At 68.5% G+C, this 24,968-nt stretch carries 20 protein-coding genes; 7 read left to right on the forward strand and 13 right to left on the reverse strand.

The window, feature by feature from the left end; genetic code table 11:
• Positions 1-72: 72 nt before the first annotated feature.
• Positions 73-870, reverse strand: coding sequence for a helix-turn-helix domain-containing GNAT family N-acetyltransferase (locus SK571_RS41550; RefSeq protein WP_319989618.1), 798 nt, complete (start codon positions 868-870; stop codon positions 73-75).
• Positions 871-902: 32 nt separating this feature from the next.
• Positions 903-2,345, reverse strand: a complete 1,443-nt coding sequence (locus tag SK571_RS41555; RefSeq protein ID WP_319989619.1) for a neutral zinc metallopeptidase — start codon at positions 2,343-2,345, stop codon at positions 903-905.
• Between the two features lie 181 nt (positions 2,346-2,526).
• Between SK571_RS41555 and SK571_RS41560 the strand changes: the two genes are divergently transcribed.
• The 3 genes from SK571_RS41560 to SK571_RS41570 are packed head-to-tail and all read left to right on the forward strand — an operon-like array spanning position 2,527 to position 4,264.
• On the forward strand, positions 2,527-3,117 hold the full coding sequence (locus SK571_RS41560) for a DUF6230 family protein (RefSeq protein WP_319989620.1): 591 nt from the start codon (positions 2,527-2,529) through the stop codon (positions 3,115-3,117).
• On the forward strand, positions 3,108-3,563 hold the full coding sequence (locus SK571_RS41565; protein ID WP_319989621.1) for a DUF6114 domain-containing protein: 456 nt from the start codon (positions 3,108-3,110) through the stop codon (positions 3,561-3,563). The genes SK571_RS41560 and SK571_RS41565 overlap by 10 nt, the downstream gene beginning before the upstream one ends.
• Positions 3,560-4,264 carry a hypothetical protein gene (locus tag SK571_RS41570; RefSeq protein WP_319989622.1) on the forward strand — a complete coding sequence of 235 codons (705 nt, stop codon included), beginning with the start codon at positions 3,560-3,562 and terminating at the stop codon, positions 4,262-4,264. The genes SK571_RS41565 and SK571_RS41570 overlap by 4 nt, the downstream gene beginning before the upstream one ends.
• Before the next feature lie 43 nt (positions 4,265-4,307).
• Here the strand turns inward: SK571_RS41570 and SK571_RS41575 are convergent, their stop codons facing one another.
• From SK571_RS41575 to SK571_RS41585, 3 genes are all read right to left on the reverse strand, one after another.
• Positions 4,308-4,769: an Imm1 family immunity protein gene (locus SK571_RS41575; protein WP_319989623.1), complete on the reverse strand. Its 462-nt coding sequence runs from the start codon at positions 4,767-4,769 to the stop codon at positions 4,308-4,310.
• Positions 4,766-5,032, reverse strand: coding sequence for a DddA-like double-stranded DNA deaminase toxin (locus SK571_RS41580; RefSeq protein WP_319989624.1), 267 nt, complete (start codon positions 5,030-5,032; stop codon positions 4,766-4,768). The genes SK571_RS41575 and SK571_RS41580 overlap by 4 nt, the downstream gene beginning before the upstream one ends.
• Before the next feature lie 452 nt (positions 5,033-5,484).
• Entirely contained in the window at positions 5,485-6,855 is a 1,371-nt protein-coding gene (locus tag SK571_RS41585; RefSeq protein ID WP_319989625.1) for a neutral zinc metallopeptidase, read from the reverse strand.
• 133 nt (positions 6,856-6,988) lie between these two features.
• On the opposite strand from SK571_RS41585, the gene SK571_RS41590 reads away from it, so the two are divergent.
• Positions 6,989-7,690 carry a DUF7850 domain-containing protein gene (locus SK571_RS41590; RefSeq protein ID WP_319989626.1) on the forward strand — a complete coding sequence of 234 codons (702 nt, stop codon included), beginning with the start codon at positions 6,989-6,991 and terminating at the stop codon, positions 7,688-7,690.
• Here the strand turns inward: SK571_RS41590 and glgB are convergent.
• Genes glgB through SK571_RS41610 form a run of 4 tightly spaced genes read right to left on the reverse strand, consistent with a single transcriptional unit; the run spans position 7,613 to position 14,923 of the window.
• Positions 7,613-9,784: a 1,4-alpha-glucan branching protein GlgB gene (gene glgB, locus SK571_RS41595; RefSeq protein ID WP_319989627.1), complete on the reverse strand. Its 2,172-nt coding sequence runs from the start codon at positions 9,782-9,784 to the stop codon at positions 7,613-7,615. The genes SK571_RS41590 and glgB overlap by 78 nt on opposite strands.
• 2 nt (positions 9,785-9,786) lie before the next feature.
• Entirely contained in the window at positions 9,787-11,097 is a 1,311-nt protein-coding gene (locus SK571_RS41600) for a maltokinase N-terminal cap-like domain-containing protein (protein ID WP_319989628.1), read from the reverse strand.
• A 7-nt stretch (positions 11,098-11,104) separates the two neighbouring features.
• Positions 11,105-12,913 carry a maltose alpha-D-glucosyltransferase gene (gene treS, locus SK571_RS41605; protein ID WP_319989629.1) on the reverse strand — a complete coding sequence of 603 codons (1,809 nt, stop codon included), beginning with the start codon at positions 12,911-12,913 and terminating at the stop codon, positions 11,105-11,107.
• Positions 12,914-12,946: 33 nt separating this feature from the next.
• Entirely contained in the window at positions 12,947-14,923 is a 1,977-nt protein-coding gene (locus SK571_RS41610) for an alpha-1,4-glucan--maltose-1-phosphate maltosyltransferase (RefSeq protein WP_319989630.1), read from the reverse strand.
• Between the two features lie 242 nt (positions 14,924-15,165).
• Between SK571_RS41610 and SK571_RS41615 the strand changes: the two genes are divergently transcribed.
• The 3 genes from SK571_RS41615 to SK571_RS41625 all read left to right on the forward strand — a co-directional run bounded on the left by SK571_RS41615 (position 15,166) and on the right by SK571_RS41625 (position 20,294).
• Positions 15,166-16,737, forward strand: a complete 1,572-nt coding sequence (locus SK571_RS41615; protein ID WP_319989631.1) for a serine/threonine-protein kinase — start codon at positions 15,166-15,168, stop codon at positions 16,735-16,737.
• A gap of 121 nt (positions 16,738-16,858) precedes the next feature.
• A complete protein-coding gene (gene glgP, locus SK571_RS41620) occupies positions 16,859-19,447 on the forward strand; it encodes an alpha-glucan family phosphorylase (protein WP_319989632.1) in 2,589 nt (862 codons plus the stop codon).
• A gap of 301 nt (positions 19,448-19,748) precedes the next feature.
• Positions 19,749-20,294 (forward strand): hypothetical protein, encoded by a 546-nt coding sequence (locus SK571_RS41625; RefSeq protein ID WP_319989633.1) that lies wholly within the window; start codon positions 19,749-19,751, stop codon positions 20,292-20,294.
• A 107-nt stretch (positions 20,295-20,401) separates the two neighbouring features.
• On the opposite strand, the gene SK571_RS41630 is transcribed toward SK571_RS41625, so the two are convergent.
• The 4 genes from SK571_RS41630 to glgX all read right to left on the reverse strand — a co-directional run bounded on the left by SK571_RS41630 (position 20,402) and on the right by glgX (position 24,891).
• Complete coding sequence (locus SK571_RS41630) at positions 20,402-21,529, reverse strand: tetratricopeptide repeat protein (RefSeq protein ID WP_319989634.1); 1,128 nt, start codon at positions 21,527-21,529, stop codon at positions 20,402-20,404.
• Between the two features lie 32 nt (positions 21,530-21,561).
• The gene (locus tag SK571_RS41635) at positions 21,562-21,951 is read right to left on the reverse strand and encodes a rhodanese-like domain-containing protein (protein WP_319989635.1); all 390 of its coding nucleotides are present in this window, start codon (positions 21,949-21,951) and stop codon (positions 21,562-21,564) included.
• Positions 21,948-22,535 carry a cysteine dioxygenase gene (locus tag SK571_RS41640; RefSeq protein WP_319989636.1) on the reverse strand — a complete coding sequence of 196 codons (588 nt, stop codon included), beginning with the start codon at positions 22,533-22,535 and terminating at the stop codon, positions 21,948-21,950. The genes SK571_RS41635 and SK571_RS41640 overlap by 4 nt, the downstream gene beginning before the upstream one ends.
• 241 nt (positions 22,536-22,776) lie before the next feature.
• Positions 22,777-24,891, reverse strand: coding sequence for a glycogen debranching protein GlgX (gene glgX, locus SK571_RS41645; RefSeq protein WP_319989637.1), 2,115 nt, complete (start codon positions 24,889-24,891; stop codon positions 22,777-22,779).
• Between the last annotated feature and the right edge of the window lie 77 nt (positions 24,892-24,968).

Below are 24,968 nucleotides of genomic sequence, written 5' to 3' on the forward strand. Positions count from 1 at the left end.
GACTCGTGACGGGACCCCACCGCCCGGCCCGTATGGAAAGACGGCTCGCCTTCGGCTTCGCGGTTGAGTGGGCTAGGGGCGTCTGCGTTCCAAAAGGACGGTGTCTCGCCATTCGCCGTGGTGCTTTGCGATTCGTTCGCGTAGGCCCACTGTGCGGAAGCCTGCTTTGTGGTGCAGGGCGATGCTGGCTCGGTTCTCCGGGAAGATGACTGCTTGCAGGGTCCACAGGTCGTCTGCGTCTGCGGCTGAGACCTGGTGGTGCAGCAGGGTTTTGCCCACGCCCTTGCCCTGGGAGGCGTCGGCCACGTAGATCGAGGTCTCCACCACTCCGGCGTAGCACTCGCGGGCGGAGACCGGGGTGGCTGCTGCCCAGCCCGCGGTCTTGCCGTCCACCACGGCTATCCAGCGGTGGTCTGGCAGCCACTTGGATTCGAGCGTTCTGCGGGACGGGACTTCGGTTTCGAACGTGGCGTTGCCCGAGGCTATGCCTTCGCCGTAGATGCGGCGGACGTCTGGCCAGTCTGCGGCCGTCATGGTGCGGATGGTCACGCCCTGGGCCGGGGTCATCGTGCCTGATGAGGAGAGGGCGCCCATCACCGCGTCTGCCGCGTGCGGGAGGCCCGTGCAGCAGGCTGGATTGACTGTGACGAGGGTTGTTGTGCCCTCGCGCTGGATGTGGAGGAAGCCGACCTCTGCCAGTTTGCGGACGTGGTGTGAGCAGGTGGACTGGCTCACGCCCAGCAGGGTGGTGAGTTCTCCTACGGTGACCGGGGTCGGGGACGAGGCCACGTGGTTCAGCAGGCGGACTCGGGTCGGGTCGGAGAGCGTCGCGAACCAGGAGGCGTAGGTCGTGGCTTCGTCGGTTAGCATGAGGCAAGTATCGACGTTGGTCGATTAAAGGGTCAAATCGAATACTTCTTCACGCAGAACGAGAGGCCTCGGAAGAAGCCGTCGCCGAACGCTTCCACGCGGGCGAAGCCCGAGGGGACCGCCTTGCCGTTGACGTCTGCCGCGATGAGGCTGTCGTCTGCCAGGAGTTCTGCCACTGCCTCGTCCAGGTCTCCTGGGGAGAGGCGCAGGCCCGCTGCCGCGTTGGGGCGGTTGGTGAGGCCCGCCCAGGCTCCTGTCAGGCAGGCGGTGCGCTGGCCCGCGGCGTCGTCGTCCAGTTTGAAGCCCGTCGCGTGCTGGATGGAGAGGGAGAAGCGGGAGGCGATGACGGCGAACGCGGCGAAGTCGCCGATGCCGCCCTTCGCGCCCTTCTTCGGGGGTGTGCCGATCTTCACCAGCTGCGGGAGGTCCAGCTGGAGCTGGTTGAGTGCCGGGCAGTAGGAGGCGGGGGAGGTGGTCTGGGCGTTGGCGCAGGATTTGATGCCTGCCTTGTCGAAGGCGGGGAAGGCCGCGCCGCTCGACTTGTAGGCGTCGCGCAGTGACTCCTCCAGGGCCCTGAGGTACTTGTCCTCGTTCACCTGGGCGTTGCCGCGGCCCTGGCCCTGGTCGGTGTCGGAGAGGTCGAACGGGCGCTCGGTGATGCGCTTGGAGATCTCGGCCTCGTTGATCTCGGCGCAGCGGGCGGCGCCTCGGGTGAAGCCGAACTGGAAGGCGGAGACGCGGTCGAACGCGCTGCCGTGGGCGCCCTGCTTCTCGAAGGACGTGCCGGCGCTGTCGCGGATGAAGAACATCGTCTGCAGGACCTGGTTGAGGCCCTCGCCGGTGGAGAGCTCGAAGTGCTTCGACTTGTTCTCGGCGATCCAGCGCATGAAGACGCCGGTGTAGCAGTCGGCCTGCTGCTCCTTGACGATCGACGGCGTGTTGGCGCCGATGTTCGAGGCCGGGCCGAGCTTGTACTGGACGGCGTGGCCCATCTCGTGGGCCAGGACGGTGACGACGGCCATCGGGCCGAAGGAGTCCTTGAGCATCGGCAGCAGTTCGCCGCGGTCCCAGGTGATGCTGTCGTCGAGGGCGCAGTAGAACGCGTTCGCGATGCCGGTGGTGTTGAGCTTGCAGACCTCGACGCCCTTGCCGTTGGAGTCGTAGGAGATGAAGCGCTTCACCGGTTCGAACGTCTTGCCCGCGAACGAGGCGGGGAACTCGGCCTTCCAGAACTCCTGCACGTCGGCGAGGGTGTTGATGGCCAGGCGGTCCATGTCGCCGCCGTCGCCGTTCTCCACGCTCAGGTCCGCGTCCGGCACGCCCTTCTTGGGGCCGGACGGGCCGTTGGAGATCTCCAGGCCCGCGACCTTCGTGGGGTCGGGGCGCTCGCCCTTCGGTTCGCCGTCGACCACGGAAGCGCACGCGGTCAAGGTTGCGGTCACGGCCAGCGCGACGGCGATTCGTCCGAATCCCATGAGGTCAGACCCTACTAAGCGCGTTCGGCGGCCATTCGGCACGTACCTTCGGCCAAACGTGAAAACTCCTCACCCCTCGGGGTGATTTCAAGACTGCGCGGACTCGTTTCCGTTGTACCGCTGATGTTCGGGAGCGCACAGTCCCTTCCGCAAGCCTTCAGCGTGGAAGGAGTTCAGCGGTATGGGTAGAACGCGCTGGGCACGGTTCGTCGGGGTGCTCGGCATCGGTGCGGTTGGTGCCGGTGCCCTCCTGTTCGGCATGTCCCAGGGAGCGCTGGCCGCCTCGTTCGCGGTGTCCGGCACCAATTTCAAGGTCTCCGCCGACAACTTGACGGGCCAGGGATTCGTCCAGTTCGGCGGTGTCGATGCGGGTGCGGGCAAGGTGCACGTCGTCGCGGTCAGCGGGTTCAAGACGGCTCGGCTCGACAAGTTCTGCCAGTCGGTGTTCGTGCCCGGCATGCCGATCGTCGGTGACGTGACGATGCGCATCACCGCGGACAGCGTGGGCGGCATGTCGGCCGACAACCTGGTGGTCAACCTCACGGACCTCAACGGTGACCTCGTCCTCGGCAACCCCGAGATCGGCATCGACGCGAACAAGGTGACGAAGGGACCGGAGAACCTCAGGGGCCTGCCGGGGTCGTTCGGTCTGCAGGCCGACACGGCCAACATCACGTCGCTGCAGCAGACCGCCTGGGCCACCACGGCCCAGACCATCAGGTTCAAGGGCATGAACCTGACCATTCGCCAGGGGAAGCAAGAGTGCTTCTGACGATCTGGCGCGGCTTCACCGCGTGGCGACGTGGCCGGCCCTTCGGGGCCGGCCTGTTCGTGGCCGGAGGCGCACTCATCATCCTGTTCCCGCCGTTCGTCGGCGTGAAGCTCGGCGACATGGTCATCTCGATCAAGACGATCGGCGGCGTCTCCGCGCTGCTGATCGGCGCGTTGCTGGCGATCTGCGCGGCCGCGTTGTGGCTGCAACCCAAGTTCCGGCTGGCGTCCGGCCTCGTCACGGTGCTGCTGTCACTGGTCGCGCTCGTCGTGACCAACCTCGGCGGCTTCCTGGTCGGCACCATCCTGAGTCTGCTCGGCGGCGCGCTCGCCGTCGCGTGGACGGACGAGCCCAAGAAGCCGAAGGAGGCGAAGGGGGCGGAGAAGGCGCGGCGTGAGGACGTGGAACCAGAGCCGGAGCCGACCCAGAGGGTTCACCCCACATGATGCGAACACAGCCGCTGGCCGCCGTCGCGATGGTCGCGGTGCTGGCGCTGCAGCCGCCGTCGAGCACCGAGCCGCCGCCGTCCTCCAGCCCCGGCAGCAGCTCACCGGCCCCGACCAGCACCACGTCGGAGCCACCACCCGCGTCGAGCACCAGTGCCACCCCGCCGCCGGTGTCGTCCACCGTGCCGACCCCGCCGCCCAGCACGGAGCCCTCGACGCCGGCACCACCGCCACCGGCCCCTGCACCGGTGGCGGCGGGAGGACGGGAGTGGACCCTGACGGCGTCCAGGCTCGACCTGGGCGGCCTCAACTTCGTCGGGATCGTCGACGCGCTGCTGAACGGGCAGGTCGTCGAGGTCCTGAAGTTCACCGCTGCGGACATGAAGATCAAGGACCTGGTGCAGACCGCCGAGATCTCGCCGGGCTTCAAGCTGGTGACGGCGGCACGGCCGGGCAGCACGTCCACGGTCTCGCCTGGCCGGATCGAGCTGTACACGGTGCAGCTCAAGGGCAACCTGGACATCCTCGGGATCAAGATCCCGGTGGACTACACGGCGGCACACCCACCGCCGCTGAACGTGCCGTTCGTGACCTTCACCGAGGTCACGGTGCGCAACACGGACCTGATCGGCGGAACGCTGAAGATCCCGGGCGCGCGGATCTCCGTGGTGTCCGACCAGGCTCCGGCCGCCAGACGCTGAAGCCCGCACCAGGCCTCGAGCCGGTGCGGGCTTCCGCTTGTCCTCAGTAGGTCGCGTCCGTGACCTGCCACCGCACACAGGTGGGGCGGGAGCCGGTCCGCTGGAACTCCAGCAACGCGTCTCGCACCTGTTCCAGCAGGATCACCGAGTCACGCGGGAACTCCGTCTTGTTGTCCTTGTCGACGTACAGCGTCGGCGCGTCATCGGTCGGCTCGACGGCTTGCGTCACCCAGAAGCCGAACTGGTCGGTTCCTCCGTCGGGGTCTGGCCCCACGTAGTGCAGCGCCGCGAACCCCTTGTCGACATCCAACTTGAACATGCGGTCAGGGATCTCCAGGACGCCGAACCTCGGCAGCTCACGTGCGGCGATCTGAGTGGGATGAGGTTGCGCGTGGTCCACCAGGTAGGCCAGCACCCGATCGAGCTCTGACGCGGTACGGACGGCCTCAGGCTCGTCGGCGCGGTTCTCGCCGTGGTAGTACCAAATGTCCAGCGTGTAACTCACCGCACATCCTTTCCGCGGAACACCCGCGAACGTACCGGATCGTGCACGGTCAGCGTCTGGCCAGGGCCAAGCACGAAAGGGAGCAACTGAGCGCAGGACAGCGCTCCGTTGCAAAGTTCGTTGTTGACCACCAACTCCGCGTGCTTCACACCACCCAGCCGCATGCGCCAGCCGAACTTTGACCTCGACGTGTTTCGAAGCCTCGAGGCTCGCTCCTGGGCGGCCGATGCCCAGTCGAACCAGGTGATCGTTGATGCGGTCATGCTCGCCATCGGGTTCGCGCCCACTTTGAACGATGTCGCTGTGTCCGTCAGGGTCCCGGTACATGCCACTGGTCTGATAAGCGGGCAGTTGCGCTCGCGACCGCATGACCCACGGTTGCTCACGCGGCGACATCGGCTCTGCTGGCGGTGGCACAGGGGTTGTAAGCCCCGGCTTCGTCTCGGACTCGAACGTCGCGCGGACCCGGGCGACACCTTCCAGCGCGGTCTTGGCCTCGCTGATCAGTGCCTGCGCGCCGTGCCCGACTGCGTTGAACGATGCGACGACGGCATCGGCCTCAGCCTCTTCTGCGGTTCCGGACGTCGTCTCCGCGACGTGGGATCGGCACTCGTCAGCGAGCGCGGACGCCTGCATCAGCCTCGCGATCGAGTCTTCGACCTTCCGAACGACCTGATCCAGAACGGCGGCAACGTCCGCGAACGTGGACAAGTCGTCAGACGCCGCACTTCTTCGCGCCCTCGAACACACCTTCGCGGAACTTCGCCACCCGCTCGAACCCGGGATCCACGGGGTTCGAGCCCTTGGTGTCACGGGCCGCGTAGTCGAACTGCAGCAGCACCGTCACGGCCTCGTCGAAGTCACCCGGCGAGAGCCCGAACCCGTCCTGCCGCTTGAACACCTCGCCCGTGTACGCGCCGGCCAGGCACAACGCCGCCGCGGAGGCGCCCTCGCCCTCGGTCGGCTTGCCCAGCACGGCGAGCTCGGCCATCGCGTACCTGGTCGCGATCAGCGTGCCCGTCGCGTAGTCGCCGAACTCCCTGTGCAGCGCCGGCAGCTCGTCCTTGGTGTCGATCTTGATGGTCTTGTCCGCCGGGCAGTACGCGACGGGGCCCTGGTCGCCGGAGCAGGTCGGCTCGGTCTGGGAGGCCTCGGCGCGCGGCGACGGCCAGGTCTTGCCGGCGGTCGTGGCGAGGTTCTTGAAGAAGCCGTCCAGGTCGGGCGTGACGGCTTCGAGCATGTCGTCGAACGGCAGGTTGCCGCCGTTCGCGCGGTCCTTGACGCTGGTGAACGCGCGCTGCGTGAACTGGCGGTTCTGGACCGTCATCGCCCCGCAGAACTTCGTGCCCTGCTCGTAGCCGTCCTGGAAGGCCGCCACGCGGTCGAACGCGCTGCCGTGCGCCTGCTCGTCCTCCGGGGAGGTGCCGACCGGGTCGCGGAACGTGATCAGCGCGCCGAGGGCTTTGTCCAGGGCGTCCGCGTTGATGTCCAGGCGTTGCGACTTGCCGTCCGTCACGTTGCGCACGAACGCGCCGGCGAAGCAGTCGGCCTGGGCCTCGGTGAGGATCGTCGGGTACCTCTCCGGCTCGCGGCGTTCGGCCTCGGGCGTGATGCCCATGCGGTTCTGCACGGCGTGGCCGATCTCGTGCGCGAGGACGACGACCACGGCGGCCTCGCCGAAGCGGTCCTGCAGCACCGGCAGCAGGGACGCGCGGTCCCAGGCGATCGCGTCGGCGGCCGGGCAGTAGAACGCGTTGCCCTCCACGTCCGCGGCCTTCTGCGTGCACGGTGGCGGCTTCGCGGTGGCGTCGGCCGTGTCGACCGAGAAGTAACCGCCGCCCAGCGGCTTCCACGGCTTGTTGAAGGTCGTCTGGAACGACTCGGTCCAGAACTCCTCGATGTCCGTGAGCGCGGTGGCGGCCAGCTTGTCGATCGGGCCGTTGTCCGAGCCGCGCACCTGGACGGTGGTGGTGGACGCTTCCTTCTTCACCACCTTGGCGGCACGGGGCGTCCCTGGGATCTGGGCTGTGCACCCTGCGGCAAGCAGGGCGGTGACGACGATCAGCGCGATGCTCCGGTGCCGCATGGAACCATTGTGCCTGCCGGCCGGCTCCCGGGGCGTCCTAGTCGTCCAAGTCAGGCGCATACAAGGGGCAACGTGCGGCGGACTGATCAGGTTCACCGCGCTGGAGTCGCCCGATCGACTTACATTTCCATTCGTGCGCGAGGTGTTGTGCGCCCTGTTGCTCCTTCTGGGCCCTCCCACGGGGGCCGATCCGACCATGCCCGGTTGCCTCGGGGGCATCGCGCCGGACCCGCGGGCCGGCGTGGTCATCGGGCCCGGTACCGCCCGCTCGGCGCTGGACGTGGTGCCGGGAGGTGTCTACGACCTGTCGGTCTGGGCAGGTAGCCGGGCACCCGGACCCGCGACGGCGACCGGACTGCGGTTCCTCGACGGCGCCGGCGTCCAGACCGGACGGACCTACGCTCTCCGGCCGGCCCGCGAGACGAAGCGCCAGAACAGTTACGGCATGGTCGCACCGCGTGACGCCGCCACCGTCGAGTTCTTCGCCACCACGACCACGGAGATCCACTGGGACTGCGTGTTCCTCAGGGTGTCCGCCTACGACGTCGCCCTCGAAGCCGGGCAGGACACCCTGAAGATCACCGTCACCAACACCGGAAGCGAGCCGCTGACCGGCCTGAAGCTCACAGTCACCGGCTGCGCGGACTTCCCGCCGTTCGACCTGAAAGACCAGGAGCAGGTCGTCCGCACCTGCGCGGGCTCCGGTCCCGCGCAGGTGTCCGGTGCGCTCTACTGGAACGGAGCGCTGCCGGACGTCTCAGAGAGTCTCGATCTCGGCCGCCGGGTCGGGGACCAGCCACAGCACCCCGGAGGGCGGCAGCTGCAGGATCGCTGAGTACGGCCGCCCGTGCCACGGCCTGGCCTCGGCCTCGACGCCGCCGAGGTTGCCCACGCCCGAACCGCCGTAGTGCGTGGCGTCGGTGTTCACGAGCTCCTTCCAGCGTCCGGAGGACGGCAGGCCGACGCGGTAGTCGTGGTGCGGCGACCCGGAGAAGTTCGCCACGCAGGCGAGCGTCGAGCCGTCCTCACCGACCCGCAGGAACGACAGGACGTTGCCGCCCGAGTCGTTGGCGTCGATCCACTGGAACCCCTCCGGCGTGACGTCGTGCGAGAACAACGCCGCTGCGGTCTTGTACACCGAGTTCAGGTCGCGCGTCAGCGCCTGGATGCCCTGGTGCAGCGGCTCCTGCTCGACGAGGTGCCAGTCGAGCGACCGCGACTCCGACCACTCCTGCCGCTGCCCGAACTCACCGCCCATGAACAGCAGCTGCTTGCCCGGATGCGCCCACATGAACGCCAGCAGCGACCGCACGCCGGCGGCCTTGTTCCAGTCGTCGCCCGGCATCCGGGTCCACAGCGAGCCCTTGCCGTGCACCACCTCGTCGTGCGAGAGCGGCAGCACGAAGTTCTCGCTCCACGCGTACACCAGCGAGAACGTCATCTCGTTGTGGTGGAACGAGCGGTGCACCGGCTCACGCGACAGGTAGTGCAGCGTGTCGTGCATCCACCCCATGTTCCACTTGAAGCCGAACCCGAGCCCGCCCAGGTGCGTCGGCCGCGTGACGCCCGGCCACGCCGTCGACTCCTCGGCGATCATGACCACGCCGGGGTGCCGCTTGTAGACCGTCGCGTTCAGCTCCTGCAGGAACCGGACCGCGTCGAGGTTCTCCCGGCCACCGAACTCGTTGGGCAGCCACTGGTCCGCCGGACGCGAGTAGTCGAGGTAGAGCATCGATGCGACGGCGTCCACGCGCAGACCGTCGAGGTGGAACTCCTCGATCCAGTACAGCGCGTTCGCCACCAGGAAGTTCCGGACCTCGTTGCGCCCGAAGTCGAAGACGTACGTACCCCAGTCGAGCTGCTCACCGCGGCGCGGGTCGGCGTGCTCGTACAGCGGCGTGCCGTCGAACTTCGCGAGCGCCCAGGCGTCCTTCGGGAAGTGCGCCGGCACCCAGTCGACGAGCACGCCGATGCCGCGCTGGTGCAGCGCGTCGACGAAGTACCGGAAGTCGTCCGGCGAGCCGAACCGCGAGGTCGGCGCGTAGTACGAGGTGACCTGGTAGCCCCACGAGCCGCCGAACGGGTGCTCGGACACCGGCAGCATCTCGACGTGCGTGAAGCCCATGTCCTCGCAGTAGTCCGCGAGTTCCGCGGCCAGCTCCCGGTAGCCGAGACCCGGTTTCCACGAACCGAGGTGCACCTCGTAGATCGACATCGGCGCGTTCGTCCAGTTCGTGGCCTCGCGGCGCGCTTCCCACTCCGCGTCGCCCCACTGGTACCCGGACCGCGTGACGACCGAGGCCGTCTGCGGCGGGACCTCCGTGGCGAACGCCATCGGATCGGCCTTCTCGTGCCAGACGCCGTCCTGGCCGAGGATGCGGAACTTGTACCGCGAGCCCACCACGACGTTCGGCAGGAAGACTTCCCACACACCGCTGGAACCCATGGAGCGCAACGGGTTCGCGCGGCCGTCCCAGCTGTCGAAGTCACCGGTCACGCGCACGCCACGCGCGTTCGGAGCCCACACCGCGAACGAGACACCGGTGACGTCACCGGCAATCGTTTCGTAGCAACGAACGTGTGCGCCGAGCACGTCCCAGAGCCGTTCGTGCCGGCCCTCGCCGATGAGGTGCAGGTCGAGCTCACCGACGGTCGGCAGCCACCGGTACGGGTCGTCGACCTCGACCGTGTGGTCGCCGTAGGACACCAGCAGCCGGTAGTCGCCGGGCGCTTCGGGCAGCTCGCCCTCGAACAGCGCGTCGGCGATCCGTGGCAGCTCGACCTGCTTGTCACCCCACGAGATGGCGACCGACGTCGCGCCTGGGCGCAGCGCCCGCGCGATCACCTGGTCGCCGACGGTGTGCACACCCAGCACCGAGTGCGGGTCGTGGTGCGCACCTGACAGGAGTCGGTCCAGGTCGGCCTTCACGACTACTCTCCTCCAGAAGTCATCCGGGCGATCGACGACAGCGGAACCGTCAACCACTCCGGCCTGTTGGCGTGCTCGTAAGCGACCTCGTAGACCGCCTTGTCCAGCTCGAAAGCGCGCAGCAGGTGCGCGTGGTCCCGCGGGTCGTCCGCCACCTCGGCGTAGCCGTCGCAGAACGCCGCCCGGTTGCGCTTCGTCCACTCCATCGCGCGGTAGGCGAGCTGGTCGTCGTCGGGCTGGCCGATGAGCAGCTGCCTGGCCGCGTAGTCGAACGACCTCAGCATCCCCGCCACGTCGCGCAACGGCGACCGCAGCGCGAGGCGGTCCTCGACCTTCGCCGCGGGCTCACCCTCGAAGTCGATCAGCAGCCAGCCGTGCACGGTCCGCAGCACCTGGCCGAGGTGCAGGTCGCCGTGGATGTGCTGGATTCCGATCGCGCCGATGTGCCGGCGCGCCTCCTCGAACGCGGCGCGCAACGGCGCCTCGTGGCGGCCCAGTTCCGGCACCGCTTCCAGCACGACGCCCAGGCGCCGTTGCATGCCCTCGATGGCGCGGTCGATCGCGTCCTCGTCGGCGATCCGCGTGCCCAGTGCCTCGGCGAGATCGGCGTGCACCTTCGCGACGGCGTGGCCGAGGCGTTGCGCCTCGCCCGCGAAGTCGCCGCCGACCTCGAACGCGTGCAGGTCGGCCTCGGCCATCAGGTCGCGCACCGAGGTCTTGGCCATGTCCCAGCCCTCGACCGCGTCCGGCAGGAACTCCTGCAGCATCGCGAGCGTGATCTGCTGGTCGTTCAGGGTGGTGGAGATCGAGCCCAGTGGCAGCGCGATGTGCTCGCAGCCGACGGACCGCAACGCGCGGTGCATCGTCAGGTCGCGGTTCTCGCCGTTCGCGAGCTTGCGGAAGATCTTCAGGATGTACTGCTGGCCGTAGATCAGCGACGTGTTGGACTGCTCGACGCCGATCGGCCGCCCGCGCAGGCCCGACCGCAGTTCGGTGCCGGGCTCGTGCGCGAACGTGATGCCGTCGACGGTGTACCCGGACGCGATCCGGTCGAGCAGCACGCCGTTGTGCTCCGGGTCGAGCAGGACGTCCCAGGCGCCGGTGCTCAGGCTCAGCGCGCCCTGGTAGTTCTCGGTGCGTCCTGGCTGTTCGACCTCGAAGACCACGTGCACCAGGTCGCCGTCCACGACCGTCGTCCTCAGTGGACGGACGGCCGTGATCGGCCTGTCCTTGCCGCCGAACCACCTGGCGGCCGGGAGCAGATCGGGTAGCGAGGCGGCCAGCTTCTCGACCAGTTCGTGGGGATCGGTCACGCGCGATTCACCTCATCTCGCTGTCGTCGCCCGCCTCTACCAGCTGGAACCAGTAGAAACCGTGACCCGGAAGGGTCAACAGGTAGGGGAGTTCCCCGATCGCGGGGAATTTGACACCTCCGGTGAGCTCCATCGGCGCGTAGTCGCGGTGCTCGGAGAGGTCCAGCTCGACGGGTTGCGGGAAGCGCGACAGGTTGTTCACGCAGAGCACGATGTCCTCGCGGCCGTCCGGGCGCTTCCACTGCCGCTTGTAGGCGAGCACGCTCGGGTTCGAGCCGCCGAGCTCGGTGAAGTCGCCCTCGGCGAACGCGTGGTGCTGCTTGCGCACCTCGATCATGTGCCGGGTCCAGTTGAGCAGTGACGTCGAGCTGTTGAGCTGTGCCTCGACGTTCAGGCCCTGGTAGCCGTAGACCGGGTCCATGATCACCGGCAGGTAGATCCGGCCGGGGTCGCAGCTCGAGAAGCCCGCGTTGCGGTCCGGGGTCCACTGCATCGGCGTGCGCACCGCGTCCCGGTCCTGCAGCCAGATGTTGTCGCCCATGCCGATCTCGTCGCCGTAGTACAGAACGGGCGATCCGGGCAGCGACAGCAGCAGCGCGGTGAACAGCTCGTGCTGGTTGCGGTCGTTCTCCAGCAGTGGTGCGAGGCGGCGGCGGATGCCGATGTTCGCCTTCATCCGCGGGTCCTTGGCGTACTCCGAGTACATGTAGTCGCGTTCTTCGTCGCTGACCATCTCGAGCGTGAGCTCGTCGTGGTTGCGCAGGAAGATGCCCCACTGGGCGTTCTCGGGGATCGACGGCGTCTGAGCGAGGATCTCCGAGATCGGGAACCGCGACTCGCGCCGCACCGCCATGAAGATCCGCGGCATCAGCGGGAAGTGGAACGCCATGTGGCACTCGTCGCCGCCGACCGCGGGGTCACCGAAGTACTCGACCACGTCCGACGGCCACTGGTTCGCCTCGGCGAGCAGCACCCGGCCGGGGAACTCGTCGTCGACGACCTTGCGGCACTTCTTCAGGAACTCGTGGGTGCGCGGCAGGTTCTCGCAGATCGTGCCCTCCTCTTCGAAGAGGTACGGCACGGCGTCGAGGCGGAACCCGTCGATGCCGAGGTCGAGCCAGAACCGCAGGATGTCGAGCATCGCCTCCTGCACTTCCGGGTTCTCGTAGTTGAGGTCCGGCTGGTGGCTGAAGAAGCGGTGCCAGAAGAACTGCCCGCGCACCGGGTCGTAGGTCCAGTTCGACGTCTCCGTGTCGACGAAGATGATCCGCGCGTCGCTGTAGCGCGAGTCGTCGTCGCTCCACACGTAGTAGTCGCCGTACGGGCCGTCCGGGTTCTGCCGCGACTCCTGGAACCACGGGTGCGCGTCGGAGGTGTGGTTGAGCACCAGGTCTGTGATCACGCGGATCCCGCGCCGGTGCGCCTCCTCCAGCAGGTACACGAAGTCCTCGACGGTGCCGAACTCCGGCAGCACCGCGCGGAAGTCGCTGATGTCGTACCCGCCGTCGCGCAGCGGCGACGCGTAGAACGGCGGCAGCCAGAGGCAGTCGACGCCGAGCCACTCCAGGTAGTCGAGGCGCGAGGCGAGACCACGGAGGTCGCCCGTGCCGTCGCCGTTGGAGTCGCTGAAGGCGCGGACCAGCACCTCGTAGAAGACAGCGCCCTTGAACCAGTCCGGGTTGGCGGATGCCGGTTTCGCCGACTTGAAGTCCTCAGCCTGAGGTTCGACCAGGAAGCCGTCGCCGTCGATGGCTTCTCCGGTGTGCGGTGTTCCTTCCAGCCCGAGCGCAGCGTCGGGACGGGAGTCGTCGGCCATGGTTCCCACCTCGTCGGGGGTTGTGCGGGTTGATCAGCTGAAACGGCGCTGCAAGCTCACGACGTGCGCGGTGGCACGCCACGGCTCGAGGCGGACGTAGTTGGCCTGTCCCCAGTCCCACGTCTCGCCGGTGACCTCGTCGTGCGCGATCACCCGCTCGTGCCAGTCGAACCCGAGGTCGGGCAGGTCGAGGTACAACGTCCCCTCCTGCGTGTTGTGCGGGTCGAGGCTGACTACGACGACGACCGTGTCGCCCGTTTCCGGGTCACGCTTGGAGTAGGCGACCAACGCGTCGTTCTCGATGCTCTGGAACTTCAGCGTGCGCATCTGCTGGAGCGCGGGATGCGCCTTGCGGATGTGGTTGAGCTTGCGCAGCCACGGTTCGAGACTACGTCCGTCCGCCAGTGCACGGGCGTAGTCTCGGGGCCGCAACTGGTACTTCTCGGAGTTGAGGTACTCCTCGCTGCCAGGCTTCACGGCCTCGTGCTCGAACAGCTCGTAGCCGCTGTACACGCCCCACGTGGGGGAGAGCGTGGCCGCGAGCGCCGCGCGCAGCCCGAACATCGCCGGGCCGCCGTGCTGCAGCGACTCGTGCAGGATGTCCGGCGTGTTCACGAAGAGGTTCGGCCGCGCCTCGTCCCAGTGGTCGCGGACGTCCTCCCCGAACTCGATCAGCTCCTGCTTGCTCGTCCGCCACGTGAAGTACGTGTAGGACTGGGTGAAGCCGAGCTTGGCCAGGCCGTAGAGGCGAGCCGGCCGGGTGAAGGCCTCCGCCAGGAACAGCGTGTCCGGGTAGACCTCCTTCACCTTCCAGATCAGCCACTGCCAGAAGTCCGGCGGCTTGGTGTGGGGGTTGTCGACCCGGAAGATCCGCACCCCGTGCTCGGCCCAGTACAGGACAACGCGCAGCACCTCGTGGTAGAGGCCCTGCGGGTCGAGGTCGAAGTTGATCGGGTAGATGTCCTGGTACTTCTTGGGCGGGTTCTCGGCGTACGCGATCGTGCCGTCGGGCTGCGTCGTGAACCACTCCGGGTGCTTGAGCACCCACGGGTGGTCGGGCGCGCACTGCAGTGCGAAGTCGAGCGCCACCTCGAGGCCCAGTTCCCTGGCGCGTTCGACGAGCGCGTCGAAGTCCTCGATCGTGCCGAGCTGCGGGTGGATCGCGTCGTGCCCGCCCTCGTCCGCGCCGATGGCCCACGGTGATCCCGTGTCCTCGGGAGTCGCGACGAGCGTGTTGTTGGGGCCCTTGCGGTTGACCCGGCCGATCGGGTGGATCGGCGGGAAGTAGACGACGTCGAAGCCCATCGCCGCGACCCGGTCGAGCTCCTTGGTGGCCGTGGCGAACGTGCCGTGCACCGCCTGGCCGGTCTCGTCGATCCCGCCGGTGCTGCGCGGGAAGAACTCGTACCAGGAGCCGTAGGCGGCCTTCTTGCGGTCGCACCAGATCTTGTACGTCTTGCCCTTGGTGATCAGCTCGCGCACGGGGTGCTCGAACATCACCTTCTGCACGTCGGCCGCGAAGGCCGGCGCGACGCGTTCGGCGAGCGGCCGGTTCTCGTCCCGCAACGCCGCCGCCGCGGACGTGAGCAGTGCTCGCTCTTGACGCCTATCGGGTCGCCTTGCCACCCGATCGAGTAGGCCCGCACCGATTTCAAGATCGTTTGCGAGATCGCCTGGGCCCTGTCCTGCCGCGATCTTCACCTCAACGGCGTGGTTCCAGGTGCCCCAGGGGTCACTCCACGCATCGATCCGGAACGTCCAGGCGCCTTCGGCGTCCGGAACCACTGTCGCGCCCCAGCGGTCGAGGCCGATTCCGACCTCGTGCATGCGCGTCTGACGAGCGACTCGGTCGTTCGGTCCGCGCCAGCTGACTGTGGCCGCGAGTTTGTCGTGTCCCTCGCGCCACACCGTGGCTGCAACCGGAATGTGTTCTCCCACAACGGCTTTGGCTGGATACCTGCCAGCCGACACCGCCGGGGATACGTCGTCGATACCGAGCCGTCCGCTCATCGGCAGCGCCCTTCCGCCGTGTCGCTTCGCGTTGATGCGTCAAATCCTGCCTTGCTCGATCAAGCCGTCTGACAGCGGGTTACCCCATCTAGATCCGTACCCCGCCACTGTCGATCGCACACCTCAAACGTTGATCGTGTCCAGGGTCTCTCGGCCACGTTCCCGGCGCTTGGCGTCTTTCTCATTGGACACTTCCCGTACAACTCACCGTGTTAAGGGTGCGCTACAGGTACCGTGCGCGCGTGAACAAGCTTGGAGGCCGCTACGTCCTGCTCGATCAGCTCGGCGCCGGTGCGATGGGTGTCGTGTGGCGAGCACGCGACGAGTTCCTGCACCGTGACGTGGCGGTCAAGCAGCTGCTTCTGAACGACGTCGAGTCGAACGAGTTCCACGAGGCCGTGCAGCGCGCCATGCGCGAAGGCCGCATCGCCGCCCGGTTGCAGCACCCGAACGCGATCGCCGTGTACGACGTCGTGGTCGAGGACGGCAAGCCCTGTCTTGTCATGGAGTATTTGCCGTCCCGCAACCTCTCCTCGGTGCTGGAACGCGGCCCGATGCCTGCGCAGGAGGCGGCGCGGATCGGTTCGCTGGCCGCCGGCGCGCTGGCCGCCGCGCACAGCGCGGGCATCGTGCACCGCGACATCAAGCCCGGCAACGTCCTCATTGGACGCGACGGCACGGTCAAGATCACCGACTTCGGCATTTCGCGCGCTTTGGGCGATGTGGCCGTCACCAAGACCGGCATGCTCGCGGGCACCCCCGCGTACCTGGCGCCGGAACTGGCCCGCGGTGCCGAGCCCGCACCGCCCTCGGACGTGTTCTCGCTCGGCGCGACGATCTACGCGATGACCGAGGGCGAGCCGCCGTTCGGCAAGAGCACGAACGACCTGGGCCTGCTCTACAAGGTCGCGCGAGGCGAGACCCGCCCGCCGACGCGCTCGGGCCCGCTCACCGGCCTGCTGACCCGGCTCCTCGCGAACGAGCCGTCGCAGCGCCCCACCGCCGCCCAGGCCGCCGAGGAGCTGAAGGCGATCGCGTCCGGCGCCCCGGTCCCCGTCACCCGCGTGATCCCGCCGCGCCCGATGACGCCGCCGACCGGCACCGCCGTGATGGGCGCCGCGGGTCCGGGCACGATGCAGGGCCCACCGCGCACGATGCCCCCGCAGGCGCCGCGCACCCGCCCGCCCGCGCCGTTGCCCGCGACCTACGACGACTACGAGCCCGAGCTCGAACCGAAGAAGAGCAACCGGGGCCTCGCGGTCGCGGCCGCGATCCTCGGCGTGCTCCTGATCTCCGGCGTCGCCTACGCGATCATCTCGAACCTCGGGGACAAGTCGACCGCGGGTGGCCCCAGTTCGACGCCGGTGACCACGTCGGAAACCCCGGAGCCCACCTACAAGCCGACCACCAACCCGCCGGCCAAGACGACCGAGAAGCAGACGCCGTCACAGACCAAGCCGAGCCAGCCGCCGTCGTCGAAGCCGCCCGCCACCAAGTTCACCGTCCCCCAGATCACCACCTTCGTGAAGCAGCACTACGCGAAGCTGCCGGCGAACGTCGACGCCGCCCGCGGTGACTGGGACCCCGGCCAGGCGCCCGGCGCGGCCGAGGAGAAGGAGTTCTGGGGTCAGTACTCCAAGATCGCGATCAAGGAGGGACCGCTGGTGAACGCGAACGAGGACGGCACGTTCACCGTCACGACGCTGCTGGAGCTGACCGAGAAGGACACCAACAAGGCGACGGCCGAGGAACACACGCTCAAGATCTCGGGCAAGGGCGACAAGCCGCTGATCACGGACGAGCAGCGGGGTTGATCGGCGATCGAAGTATCCGCTGCTCACGGCCCCTCCCCGTCTTGACCGGTTCTGCAAGTCGTTGCAGGTCTGACCGGGAACGTTGTCAGGCACTCAGGGGTGGCAGGTAAGTTCGCTCGTCATGCGAGCACTTCGCCGGTTCACCGTCCGAGCCAGCCTGCCGGAGCCCCTGTCCGCGCTGAGCACGCTCGCCACCAACCTGCGCTGGACGTGGCACCCGCCCACGCAGGACCTCTTCGCCTCGATCGACCCCCGCGTCTGGTCCGAGGTCGGTGGCGACCCGTTGCGTCTGCTCTCCGTCGTCGACGCGGGAAAGCTGGAGTCGCTGGCCAGAGACGAGCAGTTCCTGCTCAAGCTCCACGCGCTCGCGAGCGACCTGGAGCGGTACGTCCAGGGCCCGCGCTGGTACCAGCGCAGGCAGGACGAGATCGCCCAGCGCCGCGAGCACGGGGCACCAGACACACCGCTGCCCACGAGCGTCGCGTACTTCTCGATGGAGTTCGGCGTGCACGAGGCGCTGCCGAACTACTCGGGCGGTCTCGGCATCCTCGCCGGCGACCACCTGAAGGCAGCCTCTGACCTGGGCGTTCCGCTGATCGCCGTGGGTCTGCTCTACCGGTCCGGGTACTTCCGGCAGTCGCTGTCGCTCGACGGCTGGCAGATCGAGCACTACCCGACGCTCGACCCGCGCGGACTGCCGCTGGAGCTGCTGACCGAGCCGTCCGGGCTGCCGTTGCTGGTGCACGTGGCCATGCCGGGCGACCGGATGCTGCGCGCGAAGATCTGGAAGGCGCAGGTCGGACGCATCCCGCTGCTCCTGCTCGACTCGGACGTGGAGCAGAACGACGAGGACCTGCGCGGCGTCACCGACCGGCTCTACGGCGGCGACCAGAACCACCGGATCCGCCAGGAGATCCTCGCCGGCATCGGTGGCGTGCGCGCCGTGCGCACGTTCTGCGAGCTCACCGGTCACGCGCAGCCCGAGGTCTTCCACACCAACGAGGGCCACGCCGGGTTCCTCGGCCTCGAGCGGATCCGCGAGTACATCACCAACGACGGTCTCGACTTCGACCAGGCGTTGACGGCTTCGCGCGCGGGTGCGGTGTTCACGACGCACACGCCGGTGCCCGCCGGCATCGACCGCTTCCCGGTCGACCTGGTCCAGCACTACTTCGGCGCCGAGAACCTGGTTCCCGGCGTGAACACCCAGCGCATCCTCGCGCTGGGCGCCGAGGAGAACCCCGGCATGTTCAACATGGCGCACATGGGCCTGCGGCTCGCCCAGCGGGCGAACGGGGTGTCCAAACTGCACGGTGAGGTCAGCCGGGACATGTTCCGCGGCCTCTGGCCGGGCTTCGACACCACCGAGGTGCCGATCGGCTCGGTCACCAACGGCGTGCACGGGCCGACGTGGGCCGCGACCGAGATGAGCAAGCTGCTCGGAGCGTCCGAAGCGGACAACCAGACGAGCAACGGCCTCGGCATCGGCGCGTTCGAGCCGGTCACCGACGCCGGGCTGTGGGAGCTGCGGTCGACGCTGCGCGGCCGGCTCGTCGACGAGGTGCGCCGCCGGGTGCGCGAGTCGTGGCTGCAGCGCGGCGCGTCGGCACTGGAGCTGGGCTGGACCGACTCGGTCTTCGATCCCGACGTGCTGACCGTGGGCTTCGCACGACGCGTGCCGACGTACAAGCGCCTCACGCTGATGCTGCGCGACCCGGAGCGGCTGCGTTCGCTGCTGCTGCACCCCGAACGGCCCGTGCAGCTCGTCGTGGCGGGCAAGTCGCACCCGGCCGATGACGGCGGCAAGGCGCTGATCCAGCAGATCGTGCGCTACGCCGACGAGGCGGGCGTGCGGCACCGGATCGTGTTCCTGCCGGACTACGACATGTCCATGGCCCGGTACCTGTACTGGGGCTGCGACGTGTGGCTGAACAACCCGATGCGCCCCCTCGAAGCGTGCGGTACGTCCGGCATGAAGGCGGCGTTGAACGGCGGCCTCAACCTGTCCATCCGCGACGGCTGGTGGGACGAGCTGTACGACGGCTCGAACGGCTGGGCCATCCCGACCGCGGACGGCGTCAACGACCCGGTCCGCCGGGACGACCTGGAGGCCAACGCGCTGTACGACCTGCTCGGCTCGCAGGTCGCGCCGCTGTTCTACGACCGGGGCGAGGACGGCGTGCCGACCCGCTGGATGTCGATGGTCCGGCACACGCTGGCCTCGCTCGGCCCGGTGGTGCAGGCCTCGCGCATGGTCCGCGAGTACGTGGAGACCTACTACGCACCGGCCGCCGCGTCCGCGCAGAACGTCGTCGGCGAGGGCTACCGGGGCGCCAAGGAGCTCTCCGCGTACCGGCACCGGCTGCGCGCGTCGTGGACGCGGGTGCGGGTGCTCGACAGCGACCTGGTGATCAGCGGCTCCTCCGTGCCGGTGCTCGGAGCGCCGGTCATCGTGCGGGCGCGGGTCGAACTGGCCGGGCTGGAACCGTCCGAAGTGGACGTCCAGGTCGTGCTGGGCAAGGTGTCGCACGACTCCGACGAGCTCAAGGACATCGTGTCCGCGCCCATGAACTACGCGGGCAACGGCAACTACGAGGCCGAGGTGCCGCTGCCGCACGCCGGAGCGCTCGGCTACACCGTGCGCGTGCTGCCACGCCACGGCCTGCTGGCGACCTCCGCGGAACTCGGCAGGGTCGTTCTGGCTGGTTGATCGCTTCACGGCATTGACACAGGGCATCCGGCCCGCCTGAAAACGGCGGGCTGGATGCCCTGATGTGTTCGTCTTCCTTGTTGCCTGTTCACTGCTCGTGACATGAGCCAGGCCTGTACCCCTCACACCCCTTCGCTCAAACGAATGACCCATTTTTCGAGTGGGTGAATTCACGATCTCCGCTGGTAGTGGCCTGGATGCGGGCTTACGCTCCTTGGCATGGAATGAACCGCACGAGAATTCGCTGAAAGCTTTCTCGGGGCGGCTCCAAATGAATTGCGCTTTGAGGAAGAAGGTAGCCGTGAAGAAGACGATTACCGCACTCTCGCTCGTCGCAGCATTGTTCACCGCCTCGACCATCCCGGCTGCCAGTGCGTCGCCCGCCGCGCCAGAACTCCCAGCCGCCTGCGCCGGTCTCGTCACCGACCTCGCCGGAAAGCTCACGAAGACCGTCAGCAGTCTCCTGCCCCTGCCCAACGTGGGCGCCGTGACACCGTTGATCGGTGACCTGCTCGGCCTGGTGACCGCGCTGCAGAGCGCCGGCTGTCTGCCCACACCCCCGGTGAGCGTGCCGGGCGTACCACTACCGACAAAGGCCGCCGAGTACACAGGACCGGTCGACCAGTGCCTGCCGGTCGTGCTGAACCTGATCTCGTCCATCGCGGGCCTCGGTGGCACGGTCCTCGGAGCCGCCAGTGGCGCTCTGCCTGACGTCGGCAAACTCACCGGCCTGTTGACGACGTTGCTCAAGACCGTCAGCGACCTGCTGAGCAAATGCGGCCTGCCGGCGCCTCCCGGCGGCCTGCCCACGCTGCCCGGCCTGCCGCTGCCGGTGCAGAACAGCTGATTTGTCCGCGGGGTGCAAAGGGCCCGTCACCGTTCTCGGTGACGGGCCCTTTGCAGTGAATGTTCCGTGTTGTGCGCAATGGCGGTATCCGCTGAGCAAACCGGAAGTCAGCTGATTTCCAGGCGGGCACGGGTCGCCGCCACCCGCGGGCTCCAGCCCGCGAGCTCGTGCGCCTCAGTCACGAATTCGCGTGCCTTCGCGTTGTCGCCGTCCTCCATCCACGCCCGTGCGATGGTGATCAGGTCGTCGGCACGTCCCTGCGCGTTCTCGCTCGACTCGGCCGAGTAGCCCGCGAGCTGCCTGGCCTTCGCGGTGTCGCCCTCGATCAACGCCATGATCGCCAGCGTCCCGTTCGCGCGCTGCTTCGGATATCCGGCCTCGTAGGCGTTGCCGAACATGCTGCGCGCGGTCTCCAGCCCCACCTCCGCGGGGAACTGCCCCGACTCGACCGCCAGCACGGCGACCCCCGCGGTGGTGGCCATGACGAACGCCAGGTCGCGCGTGCTCAGATCCTCGCGGCCGGTCAGCCCGATCACCGTCTGCAGCGCTTCGAGGTACCGCTCGCGGGCGCACGACGTCACGACCTTGAGCCCGACGACGGTGAGCAGGTCGGGGTGCTCCCGCACCAGCTCGGCGTAGATCCGCTCGGCCTCGTCGAGGTCACCGCGCTGGTAGGCGTCCATGCCGGCCAGCACTCCGGGCCGTGCCTCCAGCTCCCCGAGCGGCCGTCCGGAGAGCTTCGGCAGCGAGAACACGAACCAGCCCAGGCTCGTGTTGCCCGGTCGCTCGACCGGCACGAGCTGCCACAGGAAGCAGGCGGTCGCGGCGAGTGCCATGCCCTTGCCGAACGCGCTGCCGGTGGCGAGCCACGTCAGCGCCGCGACCGCGGCGCACAAGACGATCGCGAACGCTCCGGTGAGGACGGTCCGCCGGCGCACACCCGGCTTCAGCCCGGTGATCCCGACGGTCGCGAGCACGGGGATCTGGCGGATGACGAGCCGCTGGTGCGTCCACGTCCACGACTTGAGCTCGGCGCCGACGCCGATGATCACGTGCGTGATCCGGAGTCCGAACAGGACGGCGCCGAGCGCCAGGCCCACCTGGGTCGCGGTCATCCCCGCGATCAGGCCGACCAGTGCTCCGGCCAGGCCGAGGTGGAACTCCGGAAGGGTCCAGGCGATCGTCCCGGCCACCACCAATGCCGTCACGACCCAGCGCACAACTGTCACGATCACCAGACGTTACCGGCGTGGCAGCGGTTCCACGGTCAGACCACGGGCTCCGAGCCACCTTCGCGGATCGGCAGTCCGGCCGCGCGCCAGCCGCGGTACCCGCCGACGAGGTCCGTCGCGTTGGGCAGGCCGACCCGTTGCAGGTCCCGCGCCGCGAGTGACGACGCCCAGCCCTCGTTGCACACCACGACCACGGTCGTGTCGGCGGTGAAGCCCGGCAGCCGCCAGTCGCCGGCCGGGTCGAGCCGCCACTCCAGCACGATCCGCTCGACCACGACGGAGTTCTCGATCTCGCCCTCGGCCAGCCGGTTGTGGGCGGGCCGGATGTCGACGACGAGCACGTCCTCCAGCGCGAGCACCTCGTGCGGTTCCAGCCGCTTGAGGTGCGACCGGGCGTCTTCGAGGATGGTGTCGAGGTTGCTCACGGGCCCTCCAGGTCGGCCAGCTGACGCAGTTCGGCCAGCGGCAGGCGCTGTGCGGGCAGCGGTGGGATCGAGTCGGGGATGTCGTGCAGCGACGCGTACTCGCGGGTCGGCACGAGCGGCGGCGAGTAGGCGTGCACGGTCGCGGCCGGCGCCTCGAACGGGTTCAGCACCCGGTGTGCGCGTCCGGAGCCGAAGCCCAGCGCGTCGCCGGTGTCGCGCACCGCGGACCGGATCGGCCCGGCGGGGTAGCGGTAGTCCTCGCGCAGCTTGCCGGTCAGCACGGTGAACGACCCGGCCGAACCGCCGTGGTCGTGCGGCTCGGTTCCCTGGCCCGGCAGCCACGACAGCAGCCACAGCTCGACGCCCTCGGTCAGCCCCAGCCGCGCCCACCAGCGGCGTTCGGTCGAGTAGTCGAGGATCTGGAGCAGCCCGGTGGTCAGTTCGCTCGCCACGAACGAGGTGAGATCGCGCAGCTCGCGCGGCGTCCACAGGTCGCGGGACGGATGGATCACGTCACGCAGCAGCCGGCTGTCCAGCACCGGGTGGAGGTCGAATTGATCTTGGTCTGCATACGTCGAGGTCACGCACTCGCTCCTGAAGGCCGCGTCGGGTACGGGTAGCGATCAAGACGCGACGCAGGGCGCTGTCAGCGCGTGCGTCGCGTCGAGCTACACCCGCACGACGCCACGAGCACGAGGTCGATCGTGCGGTCCGTCCAGCAGTAGACGACCACGAGCGTGATGGTGCCAGACACGCTCTGAATGTGGCTAGAGCGTCCATTTGCCGGAAGAACCTCGGACACAGAGTCAAGTGACCGCAAGGAGTTCAGCGCGGTATGCGGAGCAGCAGCAACGATCGCGCGGGCACGGTGAGCTTCTCCCGCGCCGTGAAAGAACCGGGATTCGCGGGGGAGCCGTCCGTCGTCGTCGTGTCGAGGAACGGTTCGTACGACGGCCCGTAGCGCTCGTGCGGCAGCGTCACGGTGACGGCGTCCGCACCGGCGTGCATCAGCATCAGCCACGAGTCGTCGGACACGAGTTCGCCGTCCCGTGTGCGGGAGAGGCAGTTCGAGCCGTCGATGAACATGCCGAGCGTGCGGCGGCCCTCGTCGAACCAGTCCGTCTCGGCCATCTCCCGCCCGTCCGGCCGGAACCAGACCAGGTCCGGGTTGCCGCTGGGCGTCGTGCGGCCCTCGAAGAACTCGGGCTGCCGCAACGCCGGCGACGACGCGCGCAGGTCGATCAGCCGCTGCGTGAACCCCAGCAGCGCCTCGCTCGCGTCGCTCGTCGTCCAGTCGACCCACGACACCTCGTTGTCGAGGCAGTACGCGTTGTTGTTGCCGCCCTGGGTGCGCCACATCTCGTCGCCCGCCGTGATCATCGGCGTGCCGGTCGACAGCAGCAGCGTTGAGAGCAGGTTTCGCGCCTGCTGCGCCCGCAGCGCGAGGATCTCGGGGTCGGACGTCTCACCCTCGGCACCGCAGTTCCACGAACGGTTGTCGTTCGTGCCGTCGCGGTTCTCCTCGCCGTTCTCCTCGTTGTGCTTGTCGTTGTACGACACCAGGTCCCGCAGCGTGAACCCGTCGTGCGCGGTGATGAAGTTGATCGACTGCCACGGGCGGCGCAGGTCGTCCGCGTACAGGTCGCTCGACCCGGAGAGCCGGTACGCGAGATCGCGCACGGACGTGTGGCCACGCCAGAAGTCCCTGACCGTGTCGCGATAACGGCCGTTCCACTCCGCCCACTGCATGCCGAAGTCGCCGACCCGGTACCCGTCGCCCGTCGCGTCCCACGGCTCGGCGATCAGCTTCGACCGGCACAGCACCGGGTCCGTCGTGATGGCCGTCAGCAGCGCCGAGTCGCGGTCGAAGAAACCACCGCCCGGGCGGCCCATCGTCGAGGCGAGGTCGAACCGGAACCCGTCGACGCCCATCTCCTCGGCCCAGTACCGCAGCGAGTCGGTGACCAGCCGCACGACCTGCGGCGACCCGGCGTCCAGCGTGTTGCCGCAGCCGGTGATGTCGACCGTGCTGCCGCCGCCGGCGTGCAGGTAGTACCCCGGCGCGTCGTAGCCGCGGAAGCAGATGGTCGGCCCGCCGGGACCGCCCTCGCAGGTGTGGTTGTAGACGACGTCGATCAGCACCTCGATGTTCGCCGCGTGCATCGCCGCGACCATCTTGCGGAACTCCTGGACCTCGTTGCCGGGTTCGCTCGCGTACGCGGCGTGCGGCGCGCAGTAGCCCAGCGGCGAGTAACCCCAGTAGTTCGTCGCGCCCCTGCTCAGCAGCGACGGCTCGTCCTGGAACGCCTGGACCGGCAGCAGTTCGACGCTCGTGACACCGAGGCGCGTGAGGTGCTCGATCGCCGCCGGGTGCGCGAGCCCGAGGTACGTGCCGCGCAGCTTCTCCGGGATCTCCGGGTGGTTCTTGGTGAAGCCCTTGACGTGCATCTCGTAGATGACCGCCTCTTCGAACGGCACGTCGGGCTTCACGCCCGTGTCCGCGCCGCCCGGTGAGCTGACGACGCACAGGGGCACGCTGCCGAGCGAGTCGACCGCGGACGGCGGCCCGTGCATCGGGTCGCCCACGTAGCCGAGCGAGGCCTCCAGGTTCGTGATCCCGCCCTCGATCTGCCGCGCGTACGGGTCGACCAGCAGCTTCGCCGGGTTGCACCGGAGCCCGCGCCCCGCGTCGTACGGCCCGTGCACCCGGAACCCGTACCGCTGGCCGGGTGTGACGCCGGGCACGAGACCGTGCCAGACGCCGAACGTCCGTTCGGTCAGCTCGACCCGTTTCTCGGTGCCGTCGTCGTCGACGAGGCAGACCTCGACCGCGTCGGCGACGTGGGACGTCACCGCGAACCGGACACCGCCTGCTTCGGCGTGTGCCCCCAGTGGGAACGGTCGGCCTGCCAGCACCTCGGACTCGGGTCGCGTAGCCATGCCTCCGATCTTGGCATCCGATACCGACAAAAAACTTGAGAGTTCACACAGGCGGCGCAGCGGCGTCACCCCGCGCG

It is taken from the genome of Lentzea kristufekii, assembly GCF_033949925.1.
GTDB classification, from domain to species: domain Bacteria; phylum Actinomycetota; class Actinomycetes; order Mycobacteriales; family Pseudonocardiaceae; genus Lentzea; species Lentzea kristufekii.

Bases quoted from the DNA above. Each gene is read 5' to 3' on its own strand.
- SK571_RS41550 (WP_319989618.1), bottom strand. From the start codon at position 870: ATGCTAACCGACGAAGCCACGACCTACGCCTCCTGGTTCGCGACGCTC.
- SK571_RS41555 (WP_319989619.1), bottom strand. From the start codon at position 2,345: ATGGGATTCGGACGAATCGCCGTCGCGCTGGCCGTGACCGCAACCTTG.
- SK571_RS41560 (WP_319989620.1), top strand. From the start codon at position 2,527: ATGGGTAGAACGCGCTGGGCACGGTTCGTCGGGGTGCTCGGCATCGGT.
- SK571_RS41570 (WP_319989622.1), top strand. From the start codon at position 3,560: ATGATGCGAACACAGCCGCTGGCCGCCGTCGCGATGGTCGCGGTGCTG.
- SK571_RS41580 (WP_319989624.1), bottom strand. From the start codon at position 5,032: ATGACCGCATCAACGATCACCTGGTTCGACTGGGCATCGGCCGCCCAG.
- SK571_RS41585 (WP_319989625.1), bottom strand. From the start codon at position 6,855: ATGCGGCACCGGAGCATCGCGCTGATCGTCGTCACCGCCCTGCTTGCC.
- treS (WP_319989629.1), bottom strand. From the start codon at position 12,913: ATGGCCGACGACTCCCGTCCCGACGCTGCGCTCGGGCTGGAAGGAACA.
- SK571_RS41610 (WP_319989630.1), bottom strand. From the start codon at position 14,923: ATGAGCGGACGGCTCGGTATCGACGACGTATCCCCGGCGGTGTCGGCT.
- glgP (WP_319989632.1), top strand. From the start codon at position 16,859: ATGCGAGCACTTCGCCGGTTCACCGTCCGAGCCAGCCTGCCGGAGCCC.
- glgX (WP_319989637.1), bottom strand. From the start codon at position 24,891: ATGGCTACGCGACCCGAGTCCGAGGTGCTGGCAGGCCGACCGTTCCCA.